This window comes from Sphingobium sp. SA2 (assembly GCF_032227065.1).
GTDB lineage: Bacteria > Pseudomonadota > Alphaproteobacteria > Sphingomonadales > Sphingomonadaceae > Sphingobium.
In genome coordinates, this window is record NZ_JAPMXX010000006.1 from 1,140,163 (window position 1) to 1,157,264 (window position 17,102).

A 17,102-nucleotide genomic window follows, 5' to 3' on the forward strand; every position below is an offset into this window, starting at 1 on the left:
AAGGAAATGACTTTGAACAAGATGCTTTTGGCGGTCGGCGCGGCGGCATTCATGGGCGTTGCGGTGCCCGCACCGGCGCAGGCGACATGGTGCTGGTTCGGCAAGTGCGGCGGCACCAGCACGGGTGGCAACACGTCCACCGGCGGCACCAGCACCGGCGGCTCGTCGGGCGGCACGCCGACCCCGGTGCCTGAGCCGGAACAGATGGCGCTGTTCGCGATGGGCGCAGCGGTTCTGGTCGGTCGCGTCATGGTGTCGCGCCGCAAGCGCAAGTAAATTTAGATTGACGGGTCGCGCGCTCGGCGCTTGATGCGCGGCATGCGCGCGACCCTTCACACCCTTGAACAAACCATCCGCCAGCGGCGGACGGCGGACCCTTCCACCTCCTATGTTGCCAAGCTGACGGCGCGCGGCCGTGGCAAGATTGCGCAGAAGGTCGGCGAGGAAGCGGTCGAAACGGTGATCGCCGCGATGGCGGGCGATCGGGACGGCGCGATCGGCGAAAGCGCCGATCTATTATTTCATCTCATCATATTGCTGGCCGACCTCGACATCAGCCTGGACGAGGTGATGGACGAACTCGACCGGCGCGAAGGGGTGTCGGGGATCGTTGAAAAGGCCGCGCGCCCCGCAGACTGACTCTTTTCCATCGGATAGATGTTGCGCGCCAAGCGTTGGGGCGTCAGCTTATTATCCTTACGGGGGAGATTATCATGGTGCGTACTGTTATCGGCGGCCTGGTCGGCGGGTTCGCCTTGTTCATTACCGGCTTCATCTTCTGGGGTACGCCCTTGAGCGCGCTGGCGCTCAGCCGCACCGACGAACAGGCAAGCGCCAATCTGCAGGCTGCCATGGCCCAAGCGCTGACGCCGACCGGCACCGGCGTCTATACCATTCCCGATCCCTCCTCCGCGCAGGGCACCGTGCTCTATGGCAAGGGACCGGTCGCCCAGATTTTCTACAATGAAGGCGGCTTTCCGGTGATGGACAGCGGCGCGCTGATCGGCGGGTTGATCCTGGCGCTGATCGTCGGCGTGATCATCGCCATGGCCTTGCGCTTCATCGCGGCGAATTTTGGCGACCGGATGCGCGTAGCGATCTTGTTCCCGCTGGCCGCCGTGCTGTGGATGCATGTCGGCCAGGCCGTGTTCAACCACGCGCCCTGGGGCTATATCCTCTATCTGGCGTTCAGCGACTTCGTCGGCGTCGCGATTGCGGGCGTGATCGCGGCCAAGCTGATGGAGACGAAGGCGACCATGGTGGGCACCGATCCCATCCATTAAGCCGCTTCCTGCGCCAGGCGGATCATGCAGGCGGCGTGGCGGCGGGCGATCAGCATCCGGTCCTCGCCATAGCCGCCGCCCATGGTGCTGGCGAGCGGGATGCCGCGCGCTCTGGCCTGGCGCATGACATAGCGATCGCGTGCATCAAGGCCCGCATCGGTCAGCGCCAGCCGCCCCAGTCGGTCGTCGGCATGGGGATCGACGCCAGCCTGATAGAGAATGAGGTCGGGCGCAAAGTCATCGAGAATGGGTGGCAGCGTGTCGGCGAGGATGGCCGCATAGGCGGCATCCTCCAACCCATCGGGCAGGGCGATGTCGAGCGTCGAGCGCGCCTTGCGCACCGGGAAATTCTTGTCGGCATGGATCGACAGGGTGAAGATGTCGCCGCGCCCCGCCAACAGGGACGCGGTGCCGTCGCCCTGATGCACGTCGAGGTCGAGGATCAGGATGCGCGCCGCGTCACCCTCCGCGATCAGGCGGTTGGCGGCGATGGCAAGATCGTTGAACACGCAATAGCCCGCGCCGCTGTCGGCCAGCGCATGATGGCTGCCGCCTGCCGCATTGGCGCCATAGCCATGCGCCAGCGCCAGCTGCGCCGCGGCCCAGGTGCCGCCGGGCGACAGCAGCGATCGACGCATCACCCGTTCCGTGACGGCAAAACCGATCCGCCGTTCCTTGTCGGGCGGGACGGACAGGGTCACGACCTGCTCGACATAGGCGGGATCATGCACTGCCTCAATCCAGGCACGCGGCATCGGATCGGGCTGATGCACGGTGATGGGTGCGCCGGATTCGCGCAGCGCCTCCATCACCAGTCCATATTTGTCGAAGCGGAAGCGGCTGCCGGGTGTTGCTGGAGAGACATAGGCGGAATGGTGAACAACGTGCAGCATGATCTTTTCCGCTATGGTCGTTTGAACGATGGCCGCTTTGCGCTATCTGGTCCAGCATGAACCGCTCCCCCCTGATCCGTATCTCGTTGCTGGCCTTGCTTGGTGCCAGTGCCCTTTCCTTGGCCTCACCGAGCATTGCTGCACCGCCTGTCGTAGCACCGACCCTACCCACGCCAGCGCAGCCAGCGCCGACTTCGCCCGCGCCCGGCATGGTGCAGGCGATTCCGGCCGCGCCCTTGCCCGCACCGATCCCGCCCTTGTCGGCGGCGCAGGAGGCATGGGCCAATGACTGGCTGAAGCAGGGCGCAGCGCAGGGATTGATGGCGCGGCAGAAGGCGAGCGGGCCATTGTCGGGCGAGGCGCTGGTGCGCGCACTGCTCGACCGCGCCAAGGCGCTGTCCACCGGGCGCGTCGATACCGCCGATTTCCTCGAAGTCTGGGCGCTGCGCCCCGCGCCGTTCGATCCGCGCCCCTCGCTCGCGCGCGCGGTGGCTGAGGACCGGCTTGCGCAATGGGCGAGCAGCCTGACGCCGCCCTATGCGGGCTATGAAGGATTGCGCCAGGGTCTGGTCCGCTACGAGACGATTCGCGATCAAGGCGGCTGGCCGACGCTGACCGCGCAGTCCGCGCCCGACGTGGTGCGCGCGCGTATCGCGATCGAGGATAGCGCCGTGACGCCAGGCGAGAAGCTGAGCAACGTGTTGCAGCGCGCGCAGCGCCGCTATGGCCTCAACCCCACCGGCCTGCTCGACACCCGCACGCTGGCGGCGCTCAACGTCAGCGTGGATGACCGGATCGCCGCAATCATGGCGAATATGGAGCGGTGGCGCTGGATGCCGCGCAACTTGCCGGTCAACCGGGTCCAGGTGAATATCGCGGCGGCCGTACTGACCATGTTCGAAGGCGACCAGCCAATCAGTTCGATGCGCGCCGTCACGGGCAGCCCAGACAATGCGACGCCGATGCTGATGTCGAACATCCATTCGATCGTCGTCAATCCGCCGTGGAACGTGCCCATGTCGATCGCCCGGCGGGAACTGTTCCCCAAGGGGCGGGCGACGCTGATCAAGCAGGGCTACAAGATCGTCAAGACGCCCGAAGGCGGCGAGCGGATCGTCCAGCCTGCCGGACCCAACAGCGCGCTTGGCCGATTGAAGTTCGATTTCGCCAACCCATTCGCCGTGTATCTGCACGACACGCCCTCGCGGGGCAAGTTCTCCAGCTATGACCGGCTCGCCAGCCATGGCTGCATCCGCCTCGAAAAGCCGGTATCGCTGGCCGAACTGATGGTGGCGAGCGACCCGGCGTTAAATGGCCAGATCCAGAGTCTGATCGACGAAGGCAAGACCCAGCGCGTGTCCCTGCCCAAGGATGTGGCAGTCTATCTGCTCTATTGGACTGCCTTTGCCAGCAACAATGGCACGATGAGTTTTCGTGCCGACCCCTATGGCTGGGACAAGCTGCTCGCGAGCAAGATCGAAGCGTCGAGCCGTCGCGTCGATCCCACTGCTGCCCCCGCCGCCACCATAGCTTTGAAGGATTGATCCCCCATGCGTAAAATTGCCTTTGCCGCGCTCATCGGTGCCCTTGCCTTGTCGGCGTGCGGCAAGAAGGAAGAAGAAGCGCCAGTCGTCAACAATCTGGTCGAACCGCCGGTCGAAAATGTGATCATCGAAGAGCCGGATACGGCGATGCCGATGCCGTCGAACAATGCCGTCGCGCCGACGCCCGCAGCGCCGCCATCGGTGTCGGAGCAGCAGCAGATTCTCGACGACGCCGATGCGACCGGCATGACCGCGCGCCTGCCCGATATGCGCGATGATGCGCAGCCAGCGGACGAGGCGAGCGGTACGGAGGAATGAAGCGCATCGCCCCGGTCTTGGACCGGGGCGTTCCTTTTGGTATAGCGTGCGGATGGATCGCCGCTATTTCACGAAATTCGCCTTAAGCGGATTCGCCCTGACATTTCTGCCCGACACGATGGGCAAGGCTGCGCTGCCGACGGCGCCCCAACCTGTACCCGTTCCCGCGATGCCGCGCGCCGCGCCGCTGCCCCCCTATGCGGGACTGCTCGCACGCGCGAAAGCGGCATTGGACCGCCATGCCGGTGCCGTCCTGCTGCGAGACCGGGTGGCCATCGCCGATTTCGATGCCCCGTCGAAGGATTTGCGCTTCCATGTCGTTGATCTGATGAACGGCCAGTCCAGCAGCTATCTGGTCGCGCATGGTCGCGGGTCCGACCCCGCCCATTCCGGCTGGCTCCAAAGCTTCTCCAACGAGCCCAATTCGCTCGCCAGTTCGTCGGGCGCATTTCGGACGGGTGAGATGTATGTTGGGCAGCATGGGCAGGCGATGCGGCTCGCGGGCCTCGACCCGCAGAATAATAATGCGGAGCCGCGCGCCATCGTCCTGCACGGTGCGGATTATGTGGGCGAGGACCATATCGCCGCATGGGGAAAATGCGGGCGCAGCGAAGGTTGCTTCGCGGTCGCGCCGCATATGCTGCCGCACTTGCTGGGGCTTCTCGGCACGGGTCGCCTGCTCTACGCCGACAAGATCGGAGCGGGTTGAGGGAGCTTCAGCGCCCCCTCAACCCTTCAACCTCTTAGCCAGCCTGGGGCGCGCCGGTCAGCGCCTGTGCCGAAGGCTTGTTGCTCGCATCGACGCTGCCGTCAGCCAGCATCTTCTTGGACATTTCGACGGCTTCGGCCTGAAGCGCGGTGTCGCTGGTCGACTGGCTGGCACCGATCAGCGCGGACAGCAGGATATTCTTGCTGACATTGTCGGTGGCATTTTCGGCAACCGACTTGCGGGCCAGTGTCAGCGCTTCGCTATAGAGCGGGGCCGATCCAGCCTTGTCCTGCGCGCCCAGTTTCTGATTGCCCATCTGGATCAGGATACCGGCCAGGATGTTGCGGCTGGCCGCGTCGGTTGGCTTGGCTTCCACGACCTTGCGCCAATAGGGCAGCGACTCGCCATAGAGGGCGATCGTCTTGTCCAACTGGCCCATCGCGCCATAGGCAGCGGCGTTGGCGTACAGCGCGTTGGCGAGGAAATTGACATTGTCCATCTTGGACGGGTCGGATTCGACCGCCGTCTTGATGGCGGGGATGGCCGCTTCATATTTGGTGATGGCCGTCGCGTTGTCGCCGCTCTGCTGCGCGCTCTGCCCGGCGGTGAAATCGGTGACGGCCGTGTTGAAGGCGGCGATCTGTTCCGGCGTCATCGCGGTTGCTGCAGGCGCGGCCTCTGCGGGCGCGGCGGGATCGGCCGGCGTCGTGGCGGCGGGTGCCGAAGCGGCGGGCGCGGCGGGCGCTTCCTGCGCAAATGCAGGGGCGGTCATCGCCGTCGAAAGGGTCAGAAATGCGATCAGTGCGGACTTTGGCAACGTCAGGGTCTCCTTGTTCGTCGTCTAAAAATATCGGTTGGGCATCATTGCTGCCCCGCAACATCTTTAATGAACGAAGGAACGATGGAGTTCCCACCCCGTCAAACTCAGCTCATCGCGCAAAAGGCTCCGGCCATGGAAAATTCGCTTTTACGCCGTGCGCTGCGGGCTGCCGCTTGCGCATCTTCGCCCCATTGTTCGACCTGCCAAGCCTCGTCGATCTCGGCGATCGGCCATATTGCTTCAGCACTATGGCTATTTTCCACCACCGCCAAGCCGCATACAAGCGACCCGCTCAGCGTTACCAGCGTGGACAGGCCTGCCAATCGGAACGGATCATGCCCTGCAACCACGGCGTGAAGCCGGGCGAGCGTCGCTTCGGGCTGGGCGACTGGCAGGATGCCCTGCGTCACCACGAAGGCCACATCATAGCGCGCGCGCGCCCAGTCGAGCAGTGGATCCCACGCCGCCGCCTGCCGCGCGACCAGCGTTTCGGGCGAATGGGCACGATAGCAGAGCAGGTCGCTTTCGCCATAGCGCGCGATCCCGGCGGCAAATTGCGCGCGATTGGGTACGATATGATCGATCGCCGCATTGGCGAGGCCGGTGAACGGCATGGACGCTGGATCGACCGTATCCCCCTGCGCCCGCCATTCCTCGGCAACCGCCTGCGCCAGCGCCAATGTCGGCAGCGTCAGCAGCGCGCGGGCGGGGGTGCGGACCGGACGATCATCGAGGCGAATGGCATGGCCATCACTCTCGGCCACGATCGTCACATCCTTGTAGAAGCGCTTCATGCGCCCGTCCGCTTGAACAGGGCCAGCATCAGGCGCGGCACCACCAGGAACTGGAACAGGCCGACCACGACCATGATCGCGCCGAACGCCTTGGCCTTGTCGCCTTGCACCCAGGAAAAGCGCTGCATGATGGCGAGGAAGCCGATCATCACGACGAACGCGCCCGACAGGCGGAACAGGCCGATGGCGAAGTGTCGCTGGCGCGCGATCTTTTCGCGATCGATGGGCGGAATCGGGGGCATATCGGTCATGGCGCGCCGATATGGCCGCGCAAAGCCGCGCTGTCCATCGCCACGGCCTGCGCGCCCGATGCGAGCAGTTCTGCTGGCGGGTGATAGCCCCAGGCGACGCCGATACTGCGCACGCCCGCCGCGACCCCCATGTCGATGTCGAAACTGGTGTCGCCGATCATGACCGTTGTGTCGGGCGCGGCTCCGGCCTCGGCCATGGCGGTCAGCAGCATGGAGGGATGCGGCTTGGACGGGTGGCGATCGGCGGTCTGGAGCGTCACGAAACGGTCGATCAGGCCATGATGGGTGAGGCACAGCGCCAGCCCGCGATCGGACTTGCCGGTCGCGACACCCAGCAGCCAACCTGCCGCATCCAGTTCCACCACCAGATCCGCGATACCGGGATAGAGCGGTTCGCATACGCCCTCCTCCCGCCGCATCGCCTGAAACGCCAGCTTGTAGCGGTCGGACAGATGATCGTGGAAATCCGCCTCCGCGTCGGGCAACAGCCGGGCGATGGCGAGCGGCAACGACAGGCCGACGACCGAGAGGATGGCGGGCCGGTCGGGCGGGGCCAGCTTTGCCTCCTCGAACGCTCGCGTCATGGCGGTGCAGATGCTATGCTGGCTATCGACCAGCGTGCCGTCGCAATCGAACACGACAAGCGGATTGCTCATGCCAATGTCCCCCGCATCAGCGACCCCAGCGCGCCTTCGCCCACGGCATCCAGCGCGTCGGCGACGCCGATACGCGCCGCTTCCGGCTTGTCCTGCCCCAGCTTGGCAGTGCCGTGGATAGCCTCGACCTGCATCGCAAAGCCGACCAGCCCGGTCATGGTCTTGTCGAACAGGCCATCGCTCATCTTGTCGCGCGTCCATAATGGCTTGGGTGCCAGCCGCTGCTCCTGCTCGTGGCTCAGCGCGTCGATCTGCGCGATGGTTTCGGCCTTGTCCAACCGCACCATCGGCCCGCGCAGTTCAGCCGCGACATAGTTCCAGGTCGGCACCTTGTCGGGCAGGCCATACCAGTCGGGACTGATATAGGCCTGATCGCCGGTGACGACGATCAGCGCGTCCTGCCCGTCCAGATGCGGCACGATCGGGTTGGCGCGATGGAGGTGCAGGCCGATCCGCCGCTCGTCCAGCCAGATGAGCGGCAAATGGACGGCATGCATCCGGTCGGGCGCAGCGACGCAGAGCAGGCCGAAGCCCGTCTGCGTCACGAAATCACGGATCGCGGCCTCATCGGTCCAGCGATAGGGCGCGCCTGGCGTCATTCGTCGCGAGAACCTCCGCGCGACCGGCGCTCGCCCTTGCGGTCCTTGCGGACCTGCTTGGCATGCTGGCGCGCAAACTTCTTTTCATCCTCGCGGGTCGGGGTCCGGTCGATCTCATCGTCCAGCAGCATGTCGCCAAGGCTGAGGTCGAAGCCCATGTCCGCGAGGCTGGCGGCGAAATGCGTCGGCGGCTCAGCCATCACGTCGACCCGTCCACCATCGGGATGATCGACGCGGATGCGGCGGGCGTGGAGATGCATCTTGCGGCTGATCGACCCGGTCAGGAAACTGTCCTTGCCGCCATATTTGCCGTCGCCCACGATCGGATGGCCGATCGCCGCCAGATGCACGCGCAACTGATGCGTGCGGCCGGTATAGGGCTGCAGTTCGACCCAGCAGGCGCGGTTGCCAGCGCGCTCGATGATGCGATAGCGGGTGCGGGCGGGCAGACCTTCTTCCTCATCGACATGCATCTTCTCGCCACCGGTGCCCGGCTGCTTGGCGAGCGGCAGTTCGATCATCCCGTCGGAGATGGACGGCACGCCGATCACCAGCGCCCAATAGACTTTGCGCGCGGTGCGGCTGGAAAAGGCCTTGGCGAAATGCGCGGCGGCGCGGCTGGTACGCGCGATCAGCAGCGCGCCCGACGTGTCCTTGTCCAGCCGGTGGACCAGCTTGGGACGCGATTCGGAATCGAACATCAGGCCGTCGAGCAGCTTGTCGACATGCTCGTCGGTCCTGGTGCCGCCCTGCGTCGAAAGGCCCGGCGGCTTGTTGATGACAATCGCCTGCGCGTCGCGATGGATCACCATCTCCTGGACAAAGGCAATCTCGTCCTCGGTCAGGTCGATGACGCGCTCGCGCTTGGGGCGTTCGGCGGCGGGTGCCTTGGCTTCGGCGGGCGGTACGCGGATCATCTGCCCTTCGGCAACGCGGTCCCCCGGCGCGGCACGCGCGCCGTCGATGCGCAACTGGCCGGTGCGCGACCAGCGCGACACGATGTTGAAGCCGACATCGGGCAAATGCCGCTGGAACCAGCGGTCGAGGCGGATGCCGTCATCGTCGGGCTGCACCCGATATTGCCGCACGTCGAGCGAGACGCCCTTGGCCACGCTGGGCTTTGCAGGCGTGGATGGTACGATAGCGACTTTCGCCACGGCCGCTTTGGCGGCGGGCTTGCCCGCTGGCTTAGCGCCGGATTTGAAGGGAGCCTTGAAGGCGGGTTTGCCGCCTTCGCCCTTGCGTGCGGTTGCGGCCTTGGCCCCGCCACGGGCGCGACCGGGCGCGCCCGATGGCTTGGAAAAGGATCTGGCGCCGCCGCCGGGCTTGCCATCAGCGGCCTTGCCGAACCCCGACTTGCTCCCAGCGGGTTTGCCGCCAGTGGATTTGCCAGGCGCGGCAGGCTTGCGACCGCGCGGGGCGTCGTTCTTGGGTGGGGGACGACCCTTCATGCCACGACACTCCGCATCACGGTGAGGCCGAGCGCAAGCGCCACGACTGCGCCGATCACCGACGCCAGCGCATAGCCCAAGGCGACGATCATCTGGCCGCGCTCGAACATCAGCAGCGTTTCCAGGCTGAAGGCGGAAAAGGTGGTGAAGCCGCCAAGTAGGCCGACGCCGAGCAGCAGCCGGATCGGTTCGCCCGCCACCGCGCTGCCGCGCGCCAGCCATCCGGCGAGCAGTCCCATGGCGAAGCCGCCGATCAGATTGGCGGCGAACGTGCCCCAGGGCCAGGTCGCGCCAGGCGTCAAATGCCCGGCGAAGCGCCCAAGCTGGTAGCGCAGCGCCGCGCCAATCGCGCCGCCGCCCATTACGAGAAAGATATTGGTCATGACTATCGCCCTATAGCGATTCCGCCAAAGGGGAAAGGTCGATGGTGAAACAGTCTTTCCGCGTCTGAAGCGCAGAGAGCAGACGCCCGTTACTTTCCGTTGTCGGCGATGATGTCCACGCCGGTCTTGCCGCCGGGCGCATCGGTGAAGAGGATGAAATAGGCGCTGCCATCGGCCTTGCGCGTGCCGCCCAGCACATGGTCGCCGCCCAATATCTTATGCTCGCCGTCATAGCCCGCGCGGCGGGCCACGGTATAATAATAGTCCATCACCCCCTGGCGTGGGGCGGGGGTGACGAAGCTGGCCGCGCGCAGGGTGCAGCCGTCGGTCTCCGCGCCGGCCGCTTCGGTCAGCTGCGCGCCGGGATAAAGGGCGAAGGGGTCGGGCAGGCGCTGCGCCCATTCCATGCCGTAAGCGAGTTTCTTCGAGCAATTGGCCGTGCCGCCACGCCGGGTAGCCTGTTCGCGCGCGACCGCGCCCAGCGTGACGCTCGACGCCATGGCGGTGCCTTCGCTGGCGGCAGGCGCCGGGAGCAGCTTGCCGCCCGCCTGCTTGACCGCTTGCGCCTGCGCCTGCGCCGCACCGGCATCGCCCGACAGCACCGGCACTGCGCCATTGGCGGGCTGGTCGGCGGGGCGCACGGCGTTGCGGTTGGACTGGCCCACCAGTTGCGGATCAACGACGATCGGGTCGGCCAGCGCGCCCTTGAGCGCCGGGTCGACCGCATTGTTGGTGAGTTGCGCATCGAGCGCGGCGAGATTGGCGTCCTTGTCGCCCTTGCCGCAGGCGGCCAGGCCAACCATAAGCGTGAGCAGGGAAACAGACCGGAAAAACGCCATTCTTCACTCCTTCGTAAACAAGCCATGAAGAACGGAGGTTAATTTTTCGTTAGGACATTTGGTGAATCCCGAAAAATTCCCCTATCGCAAGGCCAGTTTCTGCGCATTGGCCCTGTCGACCGACTTGTTCGCGCGCGGCGAAAGGATCATCTGACCATCATGCTCAACATATTGTCCGGCTTTATCGGCCTTGTCACCCTTATCATGATGATCCCGGCGGTCTTTCCGTTTCTGGGCGCGCTCAACTGGATCTTCGTGCCCATGGCGCTGTTCGGCGCCTTTATCGGCATGTTCTCCTCGAAAAATGGCGGCCGCAATTTCTGCCTGATCGTCGCGGCCTTCGGCGCGTTGCGGCTGTTCATGGGCGGGGGGCTTATCTGACCGACGCGGACGCCAGTATACGCCGGGGATTGCTCGCGGCGCTGGGCGCTTATGGGCTTTGGGGGCTGCTGCCGATCTTCTTCCGGCTGCTGCACCATGTCGATCCGGTGGAAATCATCACCCAGCGCATACTCTGGTCGCTGCTGCTGATCCTGACGCTGCTGGCGCTGCGCAACGGCATCGGCCCGATGATTGCCGTGCTGCGCGACCGTCGCCTGCTGCTGGCGCTGGCCGGGTCTGCGGTGATGATCGCGATCAACTGGCTGGTCTATGTCTGGGCGGTCAATGACGGCCATGTCGTGGCGACCAGCCTTGGTTATTTCCTCAACCCGCTGGTCAATGTGGCGCTGGGCGTATTGGTGCTCAAGGAACGCTTGCGGCGTGGGCAGATGCTGGCGATCGGCTTTGCGGCGGTGGGTGTCGCCATCTTGGCGGCGTCCGCGATTACGACGCTGTGGATCAGCCTGACGCTGGCTTTCAGCTTCGCCTTCTATGGCCTCATCCGCAAGATGACGCCGGTAGCCCCGATGACGGGGTTGGGGGTCGAAACGCTGCTCCTTGCGCCGCTGGCGGTCGCCTATCTCGTCTGGGAAGCGAGCCATGGTCCCATCGGCTTTGGACAGGATGTATCGACCACCGCCTTGCTCATCATCGCAGGCGTAGTGACCACCGTGCCGTTGGTGCTGTTCGCCACGGCCGCGCGCAGCCTGCCCATGGCGACGCTGGGCGTGCTGCAATATCTGGCGCCGACGCTGCAATTTTTTTGTGGCGTCCTCTTGTTCGGCGAGACGCTGAGCCGGAGCCAAATGCTGAGCTTCGGCCTGATCTGGGTCGGCCTGATCCTGTTCGCGACGGACAGCGTGAAGGCCGCCCGCCGCAATCGGGTCGTGACGGCTTAGGAAAACTCCGTCGCTTCGAACCGCACGGGTTCGCCCACCGCAGCATTGGCGAGCGCATCCTCCCACATCACACGATGGCCGCGGATGATGGTGCCGACCGCCTTGCCGGTCAGGTCCATCCCCTCGAACGGCGACCAGTCGCAGCGCGAGGCAAGCCAGTCCTTGCCCACGGTCCAGCGCTTCTTGAGGTCCACCACGGTAAAGTCGGCATCATAACCAAGCGCGATCCGGCCCTTGCCGACCAGCCCGAACACCCGCTGCGGCCCCGACGAGGTCAATTCGATGAAGCGGCGCAGCGTCAGCCGCCCCTCCGCCACATGGTTGAGCAGCAGCGGCACGAGCGTCTGCACGCCCGGCATCCCGCTGGGGCTGGCGGGATAGGTCTTGGCCTTTTCCTCGATCGTGTGCGGCGCATGGTCACTGCCCAGCACGTCGGGCACGCCCTGATTGAGCCATTGCCACAGCCCGTCGCGATGCGCGGCGCTGCGGATTGGCGGGTTCATCTGCGCATAGCTGCCAAGGCGCGGATAGGCATCCTCCCCCGCCAGCGTCAGATGCTGCGGCGTCACTTCGCAGGTCGCAATATCCTTGTTCTGGCCGATATATTCTAGTTCTGCCGGCGTCGTGATGTGCAGGATGTGGATGCGTCGCCGCGCGGCGCGGGCGAGGGCGATGATCCGCTTGGTCGCGATCATCGCGCTTTCATCGTCGCGCCAGACGGGATGCGACGATGGATCGCCCTCGACCCGATAGTCCTTGCGCGCGTTCATCCGCGCCTCATCCTCGGCATGGATGGCGACGCGGCGGGTACCGCTGGCCAGCACGCGCGACAGGGCATCATCATCATCGACCAGCAGGCTGCCGGTCGAGGCCCCCATGAAGATCTTGACGCCTGCCGTGCCGGGGATGCGTTCCAGTTCGCGCAACTGTTCGGCATTGTCCGCCGTCGCGCCGACATAGAAGGCATGGTCGCACCACATGCGATGCCGGGCGCGGACCAGCTTGTCATGGACGCGCGCGGCCGTGTCGGTGTTGGGGTTGGTGTTGGGCATTTCGAACACGGCGGTCACCCCGCCCAGCACCGCCGCGCGGCTGCCTGATTCCAGGTCTTCCTTATGTTCCAGGCCCGGCTCGCGGAAATGCACCTGGCTGTCGATGCAGCCGGGCAACACGTCCAGCCCGCTACAGTCGATCACCTCGCCCGCATCACCCAGGCCGGAACCGATCGCCACGATCTTCCCCGCGCGCACGCCCACGTCCGTCTGCTCCGCGCCACCCGGTGTATGGACGGTGCCGTTCTTGAGGATCAGGTCGAAAGTCTGGGTCATGGCGTGGTTCCGCTTGTCAAAACCCGTTCGGCCCGAACGGGTTGGTTATTCAGCGCGACTGTCCTACCTAAAGCCGATGACCGGCACCACCCTCACCGACCGCGCGCTCCTCAGAATTTCGGGCGAGGAGGCCAAGCCCTTCCTGCAAGGGCTGCTGACTCGCGACGTGCTGACGCTCAAGCCGGGGGAGGCGCGCTGGACCGGGCTGCTGACGCCGCAGGGCAAGGCGCTGTTCGACTTCCTGCTATGGAGAGACGGCGAGGATGTGCTGATCGACTGTGAGGCGGCGCAAGCCGATGCGCTGGCGAAGCGCCTCACCCTCTATCGCCTGCGCCGCAAGGTCGTGATCGCGCGGGACGATGCGTTGGCGGTGCATTGGGCGCCCGACGCGCAGGACAAGCCGCTTGACCCGCGTCTGCCGGCGCTTGGCCATCGCTGGATCGCGCCAGCGGGGGAGGGGGACGCCTCTGCCGCCTTCCGCGCGCATCGGCTGGCGATCGGCGTGTTCGAAGGTGTGGGCGAACTGGGACAGGATCAAACGCTTTGGCTCGAAACCAATGCCGGGGAGCTGCATGGGGTCGATTATGACAAGGGCTGCTATGTCGGTCAGGAAAATACCGCGCGGATGCATTATCGCGCCAAGGTGAACCGGCGGCTGGTCGCGGTGCCGCTGGCGCAGGCCGAGGAGAAGCGCCAGCGCGCCGCCTTGCCCGAGCTTGGTCTGTCGATCGAATTGCGGCGGGTGGAAGATCTGGACCCCGCGCTACTGCCGGACTGGCTGGCGCAAGCCATAGCGGCGCAGGTGGCGGAATGACCTGCCGACGCATGGGGCGGATGCTCCTTCTCGCCCTACTCGCCCTCATCGCCACGCCAGCCCTGGCCGATACGCCTTGGACGCTGGTCAAAACATACCCGCATGACGAGACCGCCTTTACCCAGGGTCTCTTCTTCCACGACGGCGCGCTTTACGAAAGCACTGGGCTGGAAGGGCGGTCGGACATCCGCAAAGTGGCGCTGCGCACGGGCAAGATACTGGCCCGCCGCACGATCGAGCGGCCCTATTTCGGGGAGGGCATGGTCAATTGGAACGACCGGATCGTCAGCCTGACCTGGCGGCACCGGCGCGGCTTCGTCTGGCGGCTCGATGATTTCGCGCCGATCGCCGACTTCCGCTATGAGGGCGAAGGCTGGGGCCTGACGCAGGATGGCAAGAGCCTGATCATGAGCGATGGCACCGCGCAGCTGCGCTTCTTCGATCCTGACACGATGACCGAACAGCGCCGCATCACCGTAAGCTGGAACGGTCGGGCGGTCGATCGGCTCAACGAGCTGGAATATGTGCGTGGCGAAATCTGGGCCAATATCTGGTATGACACGAAGATCGCCCGGATCGACCCCAGCAATGGCGCCGTGATCGACTGGGTCGACATCGCCGCGCTGCGCAAGGCGGCGGGGGTGACGGACAGCGAGGCGGTGGCCAACGGCATCGCCTGGGACAGTAAAAGGGATCGCCTGTTCGTGACCGGCAAGAACTGGCCCAAGCTGTTCGAGATAAAGGTCGCCCGCGCGGCCGAATAGACCAGCCATGCGGTTGACAGGAAGCGGCCGAATCGCTAGTGGCGACCGATCCCGACACGCAGGTGACCGGCAGTGCTCTGCGCACTGACCGTCTTTTTTGCGTCTCGGAGGATAGTATGGATCGTGCGTTTCCGCCAGGAAAACCGGCCTTTGACGCTTTGAGATGGGGTGACGCCAATCGCCCCGTGGAGCAGGAGATTTAAGTACCATGGCACGTATTGCGGGTGTTAACATCCCGACCAACAAGCGCGTAATCATCGCGCTCACCTACATTCACGGCATTGGTCGCAAGACCGCCGTTGACATCGCCACCAAGCTCGGCATCGACCAGAGCCGTCGTATTCAGGATCTTTCGGACGCCGAAGTGCTCCAGATCCGTGAAACCATCGACGCCGACCTGACGGTCGAGGGCGATCTGCGTCGCAACACCGCGATGAACATCAAGCGCCTGATGGATCTGGCCTGCTATCGCGGCCTGCGTCATCGTAAGGGTCTGCCGGTTCGCGGCCAGCGCACGCACACCAATGCGCGCACCCGTAAGGGCAAGGCAAAGGCGATTGCCGGTAAGAAGAAGTAATCGTTGAGGGTCGCAGGCTTTTTGGCCTGACCCTCCGGCGACTTCTCCTTTTAAACGATTTCAGTAGGATAGAGCAAAATGGCACGCGAACCCCAGCGCATTAAGCGCCGTGAGCGCAAGAATATCTCGGCCGGCGTCGCGCACGTCAACGCCAGCTTCAACAACACCATGGTGACCATTACCGACGCCCAGGGCAATGCGATTTCCTGGTCCTCGGCCGGCATGATGGGGTTCAAGGGCAGCCGCAAGTCGACCCCGTACGCCGCCCAGGTTTGCGCCGAAGACGCGGGCCGCAAGGCCGCCGAACATGGCGTCCGTACCCTGGAAGTCGAAGTCAAGGGCCCCGGTTCGGGTCGTGAATCGGCTCTGCGCGCGCTGCAGGCCGTCGGCTTCCACATCACCTCGATTCGCGACGTGACGCCGATCCCGCACAACGGCGTGCGTCCGTCCAAGCGCCGCCGCGTCTAACCACGGCTGAGCGATATGGCGGGCGGCGGACGCGCCGCCCGTTACCCGTCTGCATCGGCCGCAACGTCCTGTCGGGTCCAGGATCATAAGCGTTTCGGCCACATCCCCAGGGGAATTACATGACTGTCAACATGAAGAACTGGCAGGAATTGAAGAAGCCCAACGCGCTGGAAATCAAGCCAACCAGCGACGGCAAGCGTAAGGCGACTTTTGTCGCCGAGCCACTAGAGCGCGGTTTCGGCCTGACGCTTGGCAACGCGCTACGCCGGGTTCTTCTTTCCTCGCTCCAGGGCGCGGCGGTCACCTCGATCAAGATCGAGAACGTCCTGCACGAATTTTCGTCGCTCGCTGGCGTGCGTGAGGACGTGACCGATATCGTCCTCAACATCAAGCAGGTTGCGCTGCGGATGGAAGGCGACGGGCCAAAGCGCCTGCAGCTTTCCGCCACCGGCCCGGCCGTGGTCAAGGCAGGCGACATCAGCGTCGTCGGCGATATCGAGGTTATGAACCCCGATCTGGTCATCTGCCATCTCGACCAGGGCGCCACGCTCAACATGGAACTGACGGCTGACATCGGCAAGGGCTATGTCCCCGCCGTTGCCAACCGCCCGGCCGACGCGCCGATCGGCCTCATCCCGATCGACGCGCTTTACTCGCCGGTCCGTCAGGTCGCCTATAAGGTGGACAACACCCGCGTCGGCCAGGAACTGGACTATGACAAGCTGTCGCTGACCGTCGAAACCGACGGCACCGTCACGCCGGAAGACGCGGTGGCCTTCGCTGCCCGTATCCTGCAGGACCAGCTCCAGCTGTTCGTCCACTTCGAAGACGCACTGCCGACCGCAGCGCCGTCGCAGGGCGGACATGCCGTCGCATCGACGTCGGACAGCGAAGGCGACACCAACCAGATCAACCGCTATCTTCTCAAGAAGGTGGACGAACTGGAATTGTCGGTTCGCTCGGCCAACTGCCTCAAGAACGACAACATCATCTATATCGGCGATCTGGTCCAAAAGACCGAAGCCGAGATGCTGCGCACCCCCAATTTCGGCCGCAAGTCGCTGAACGAAATCAAGGAAGTGCTGTCGTCCATGGGCCTGCGCCTGGGCATGGACATCCCCGGCTGGCCGCCTGAGAATATCGAGGAAATGGCCAAGAAGCTCGAACAAGAGCTGCTGGGCTAAAGAAAACTCCGTCATCCCCGCGAAAGCGGGGACCCATCTCCTGGCCTTGCGCCTGGGGATGGGGTGGGAGATGGGTTCCCGCCTGCGCGGGAATGACGAACAATGGGGCGGTCCCGTCACCGCCTGGTCTGGGGTACCTCGAACGGC

Annotated in this window: 23 protein-coding genes; 13 read left to right on the forward strand and 10 right to left on the reverse strand. The window is 64.9% G+C overall.

The features are described from left to right. Positions 1–6: 6 nt before the first annotated feature. The 3 genes from OVY48_RS13215 (at position 7) to OVY48_RS13225 (ending at position 1,283) form a co-directional block, all read left to right on the forward strand. On the forward strand, positions 7–276 hold the full coding sequence (locus OVY48_RS13215; RefSeq protein WP_313923158.1) for a PEP-CTERM sorting domain-containing protein: 270 nt from the start codon (positions 7–9) through the stop codon (positions 274–276). 42 nt (positions 277–318) lie between these two features. Beyond that, a complete protein-coding gene (locus OVY48_RS13220; RefSeq protein WP_037479619.1) occupies positions 319–639 on the forward strand; it encodes a phosphoribosyl-ATP diphosphatase in 321 nt (106 codons plus the stop codon). Between the two features lie 74 nt (positions 640–713). Next, positions 714–1,283 carry a hypothetical protein gene (locus OVY48_RS13225; protein WP_176482754.1) on the forward strand — a complete coding sequence of 190 codons (570 nt, stop codon included), beginning with the start codon at positions 714–716 and terminating at the stop codon, positions 1,281–1,283. Here the strand turns inward: OVY48_RS13225 and OVY48_RS13230 are convergent. After that, on the reverse strand, positions 1,280–2,176 hold the full coding sequence (locus OVY48_RS13230; protein WP_313923159.1) for a histone deacetylase: 897 nt from the start codon (positions 2,174–2,176) through the stop codon (positions 1,280–1,282). The two genes, OVY48_RS13225 and OVY48_RS13230, sit on opposite strands and share 4 nt — an antisense overlap. Before the next feature lie 56 nt (positions 2,177–2,232). Between OVY48_RS13230 and OVY48_RS13235 the strand changes: the two genes are divergently transcribed. Genes OVY48_RS13235 through OVY48_RS13245 form a run of 3 tightly spaced genes read left to right on the forward strand, consistent with a single transcriptional unit; the run spans position 2,233 to position 4,747 of the window. Further along, positions 2,233–3,720: a L,D-transpeptidase family protein gene (locus OVY48_RS13235; protein WP_313923160.1), complete on the forward strand. Its 1,488-nt coding sequence runs from the start codon at positions 2,233–2,235 to the stop codon at positions 3,718–3,720. Between the two features lie 6 nt (positions 3,721–3,726). Further along, positions 3,727–4,038, forward strand: a complete 312-nt coding sequence (locus OVY48_RS13240) for a hypothetical protein (protein WP_313923161.1) — start codon at positions 3,727–3,729, stop codon at positions 4,036–4,038. Between the two features lie 52 nt (positions 4,039–4,090). Next, a complete protein-coding gene (locus OVY48_RS13245; RefSeq protein WP_313923162.1) occupies positions 4,091–4,747 on the forward strand; it encodes a murein L,D-transpeptidase catalytic domain family protein in 657 nt (218 codons plus the stop codon). A 34-nt stretch (positions 4,748–4,781) separates the two neighbouring features. On the opposite strand, the gene OVY48_RS13250 is transcribed toward OVY48_RS13245, so the two are convergent. The 8 genes from OVY48_RS13250 to OVY48_RS13285 all read right to left on the reverse strand — a co-directional run bounded on the left by OVY48_RS13250 (position 4,782) and on the right by OVY48_RS13285 (position 10,540). After that, positions 4,782–5,519: a hypothetical protein gene (locus OVY48_RS13250; RefSeq protein ID WP_409593684.1), complete on the reverse strand. Its 738-nt coding sequence runs from the start codon at positions 5,517–5,519 to the stop codon at positions 4,782–4,784. A 152-nt stretch (positions 5,520–5,671) separates the two neighbouring features. Then, entirely contained in the window at positions 5,672–6,361 is a 690-nt protein-coding gene (locus OVY48_RS13255) for an ATP12 family chaperone protein (protein ID WP_313923164.1), read from the reverse strand. Beyond that, entirely contained in the window at positions 6,358–6,612 is a 255-nt protein-coding gene (locus OVY48_RS13260; RefSeq protein ID WP_096062286.1) for a hypothetical protein, read from the reverse strand. The genes OVY48_RS13255 and OVY48_RS13260 overlap by 4 nt, the downstream gene beginning before the upstream one ends. Then, positions 6,609–7,268: an HAD-IA family hydrolase gene (locus OVY48_RS13265; protein ID WP_037474391.1), complete on the reverse strand. Its 660-nt coding sequence runs from the start codon at positions 7,266–7,268 to the stop codon at positions 6,609–6,611. The genes OVY48_RS13260 and OVY48_RS13265 overlap by 4 nt, the downstream gene beginning before the upstream one ends. Beyond that, entirely contained in the window at positions 7,265–7,867 is a 603-nt protein-coding gene (locus OVY48_RS13270; RefSeq protein ID WP_313923165.1) for an FMN-binding negative transcriptional regulator, read from the reverse strand. The genes OVY48_RS13265 and OVY48_RS13270 overlap by 4 nt, the downstream gene beginning before the upstream one ends. Beyond that, positions 7,864–9,318 (reverse strand): RluA family pseudouridine synthase, encoded by a 1,455-nt coding sequence (locus OVY48_RS13275; protein WP_313923166.1) that lies wholly within the window; start codon positions 9,316–9,318, stop codon positions 7,864–7,866. The genes OVY48_RS13270 and OVY48_RS13275 overlap by 4 nt, the downstream gene beginning before the upstream one ends. Beyond that, positions 9,315–9,701, reverse strand: coding sequence for a fluoride efflux transporter CrcB (crcB, locus tag OVY48_RS13280; protein WP_313923167.1), 387 nt, complete (start codon positions 9,699–9,701; stop codon positions 9,315–9,317). The genes OVY48_RS13275 and crcB overlap by 4 nt, the downstream gene beginning before the upstream one ends. Before the next feature lie 89 nt (positions 9,702–9,790). Continuing rightward, entirely contained in the window at positions 9,791–10,540 is a 750-nt protein-coding gene (locus tag OVY48_RS13285) for a hypothetical protein (RefSeq protein ID WP_069065401.1), read from the reverse strand. A gap of 159 nt (positions 10,541–10,699) precedes the next feature. Between OVY48_RS13285 and OVY48_RS13290 the strand changes: the two genes are divergently transcribed. Together OVY48_RS13290 and rarD are read left to right on the forward strand one after the other, a co-directional pair. Next, entirely contained in the window at positions 10,700–10,921 is a 222-nt protein-coding gene (locus OVY48_RS13290) for a hypothetical protein (RefSeq protein WP_043150086.1), read from the forward strand. Positions 10,922–10,950: 29 nt separating this feature from the next. Then, on the forward strand, positions 10,951–11,820 hold the full coding sequence (rarD, locus tag OVY48_RS13295; RefSeq protein ID WP_313923168.1) for an EamA family transporter RarD: 870 nt from the start codon (positions 10,951–10,953) through the stop codon (positions 11,818–11,820). On the opposite strand, the gene OVY48_RS13300 is transcribed toward rarD, so the two are convergent. After that, complete coding sequence (locus OVY48_RS13300; RefSeq protein WP_313923169.1) at positions 11,817–13,148, reverse strand: dihydroorotase; 1,332 nt, start codon at positions 13,146–13,148, stop codon at positions 11,817–11,819. The genes rarD and OVY48_RS13300 overlap by 4 nt on opposite strands. Before the next feature lie 76 nt (positions 13,149–13,224). Here OVY48_RS13300 and OVY48_RS13305 point away from each other — a divergent pair, with 76 nt between their 5' ends. From OVY48_RS13305 to OVY48_RS13325, 5 genes are all read left to right on the forward strand, one after another. Then, complete coding sequence (locus tag OVY48_RS13305; RefSeq protein WP_313924776.1) at positions 13,225–13,962, forward strand: folate-binding protein; 738 nt, start codon at positions 13,225–13,227, stop codon at positions 13,960–13,962. Between the two features lie 11 nt (positions 13,963–13,973). Then, on the forward strand, positions 13,974–14,726 hold the full coding sequence (locus tag OVY48_RS13310) for a glutaminyl-peptide cyclotransferase (RefSeq protein ID WP_409593686.1): 753 nt from the start codon (positions 13,974–13,976) through the stop codon (positions 14,724–14,726). A 208-nt stretch (positions 14,727–14,934) separates the two neighbouring features. After that, positions 14,935–15,303, forward strand: a complete 369-nt coding sequence (gene rpsM / locus OVY48_RS13315; RefSeq protein ID WP_037477457.1) for a 30S ribosomal protein S13 — start codon at positions 14,935–14,937, stop codon at positions 15,301–15,303. A 78-nt stretch (positions 15,304–15,381) separates the two neighbouring features. Next, positions 15,382–15,771 (forward strand): 30S ribosomal protein S11, encoded by a 390-nt coding sequence (rpsK, locus tag OVY48_RS13320; RefSeq protein ID WP_004208752.1) that lies wholly within the window; start codon positions 15,382–15,384, stop codon positions 15,769–15,771. Between the two features lie 119 nt (positions 15,772–15,890). Next, entirely contained in the window at positions 15,891–16,955 is a 1,065-nt protein-coding gene (locus OVY48_RS13325; RefSeq protein ID WP_037477455.1) for a DNA-directed RNA polymerase subunit alpha, read from the forward strand. The last annotated feature ends 147 nt before the right edge of the window (positions 16,956–17,102 follow it).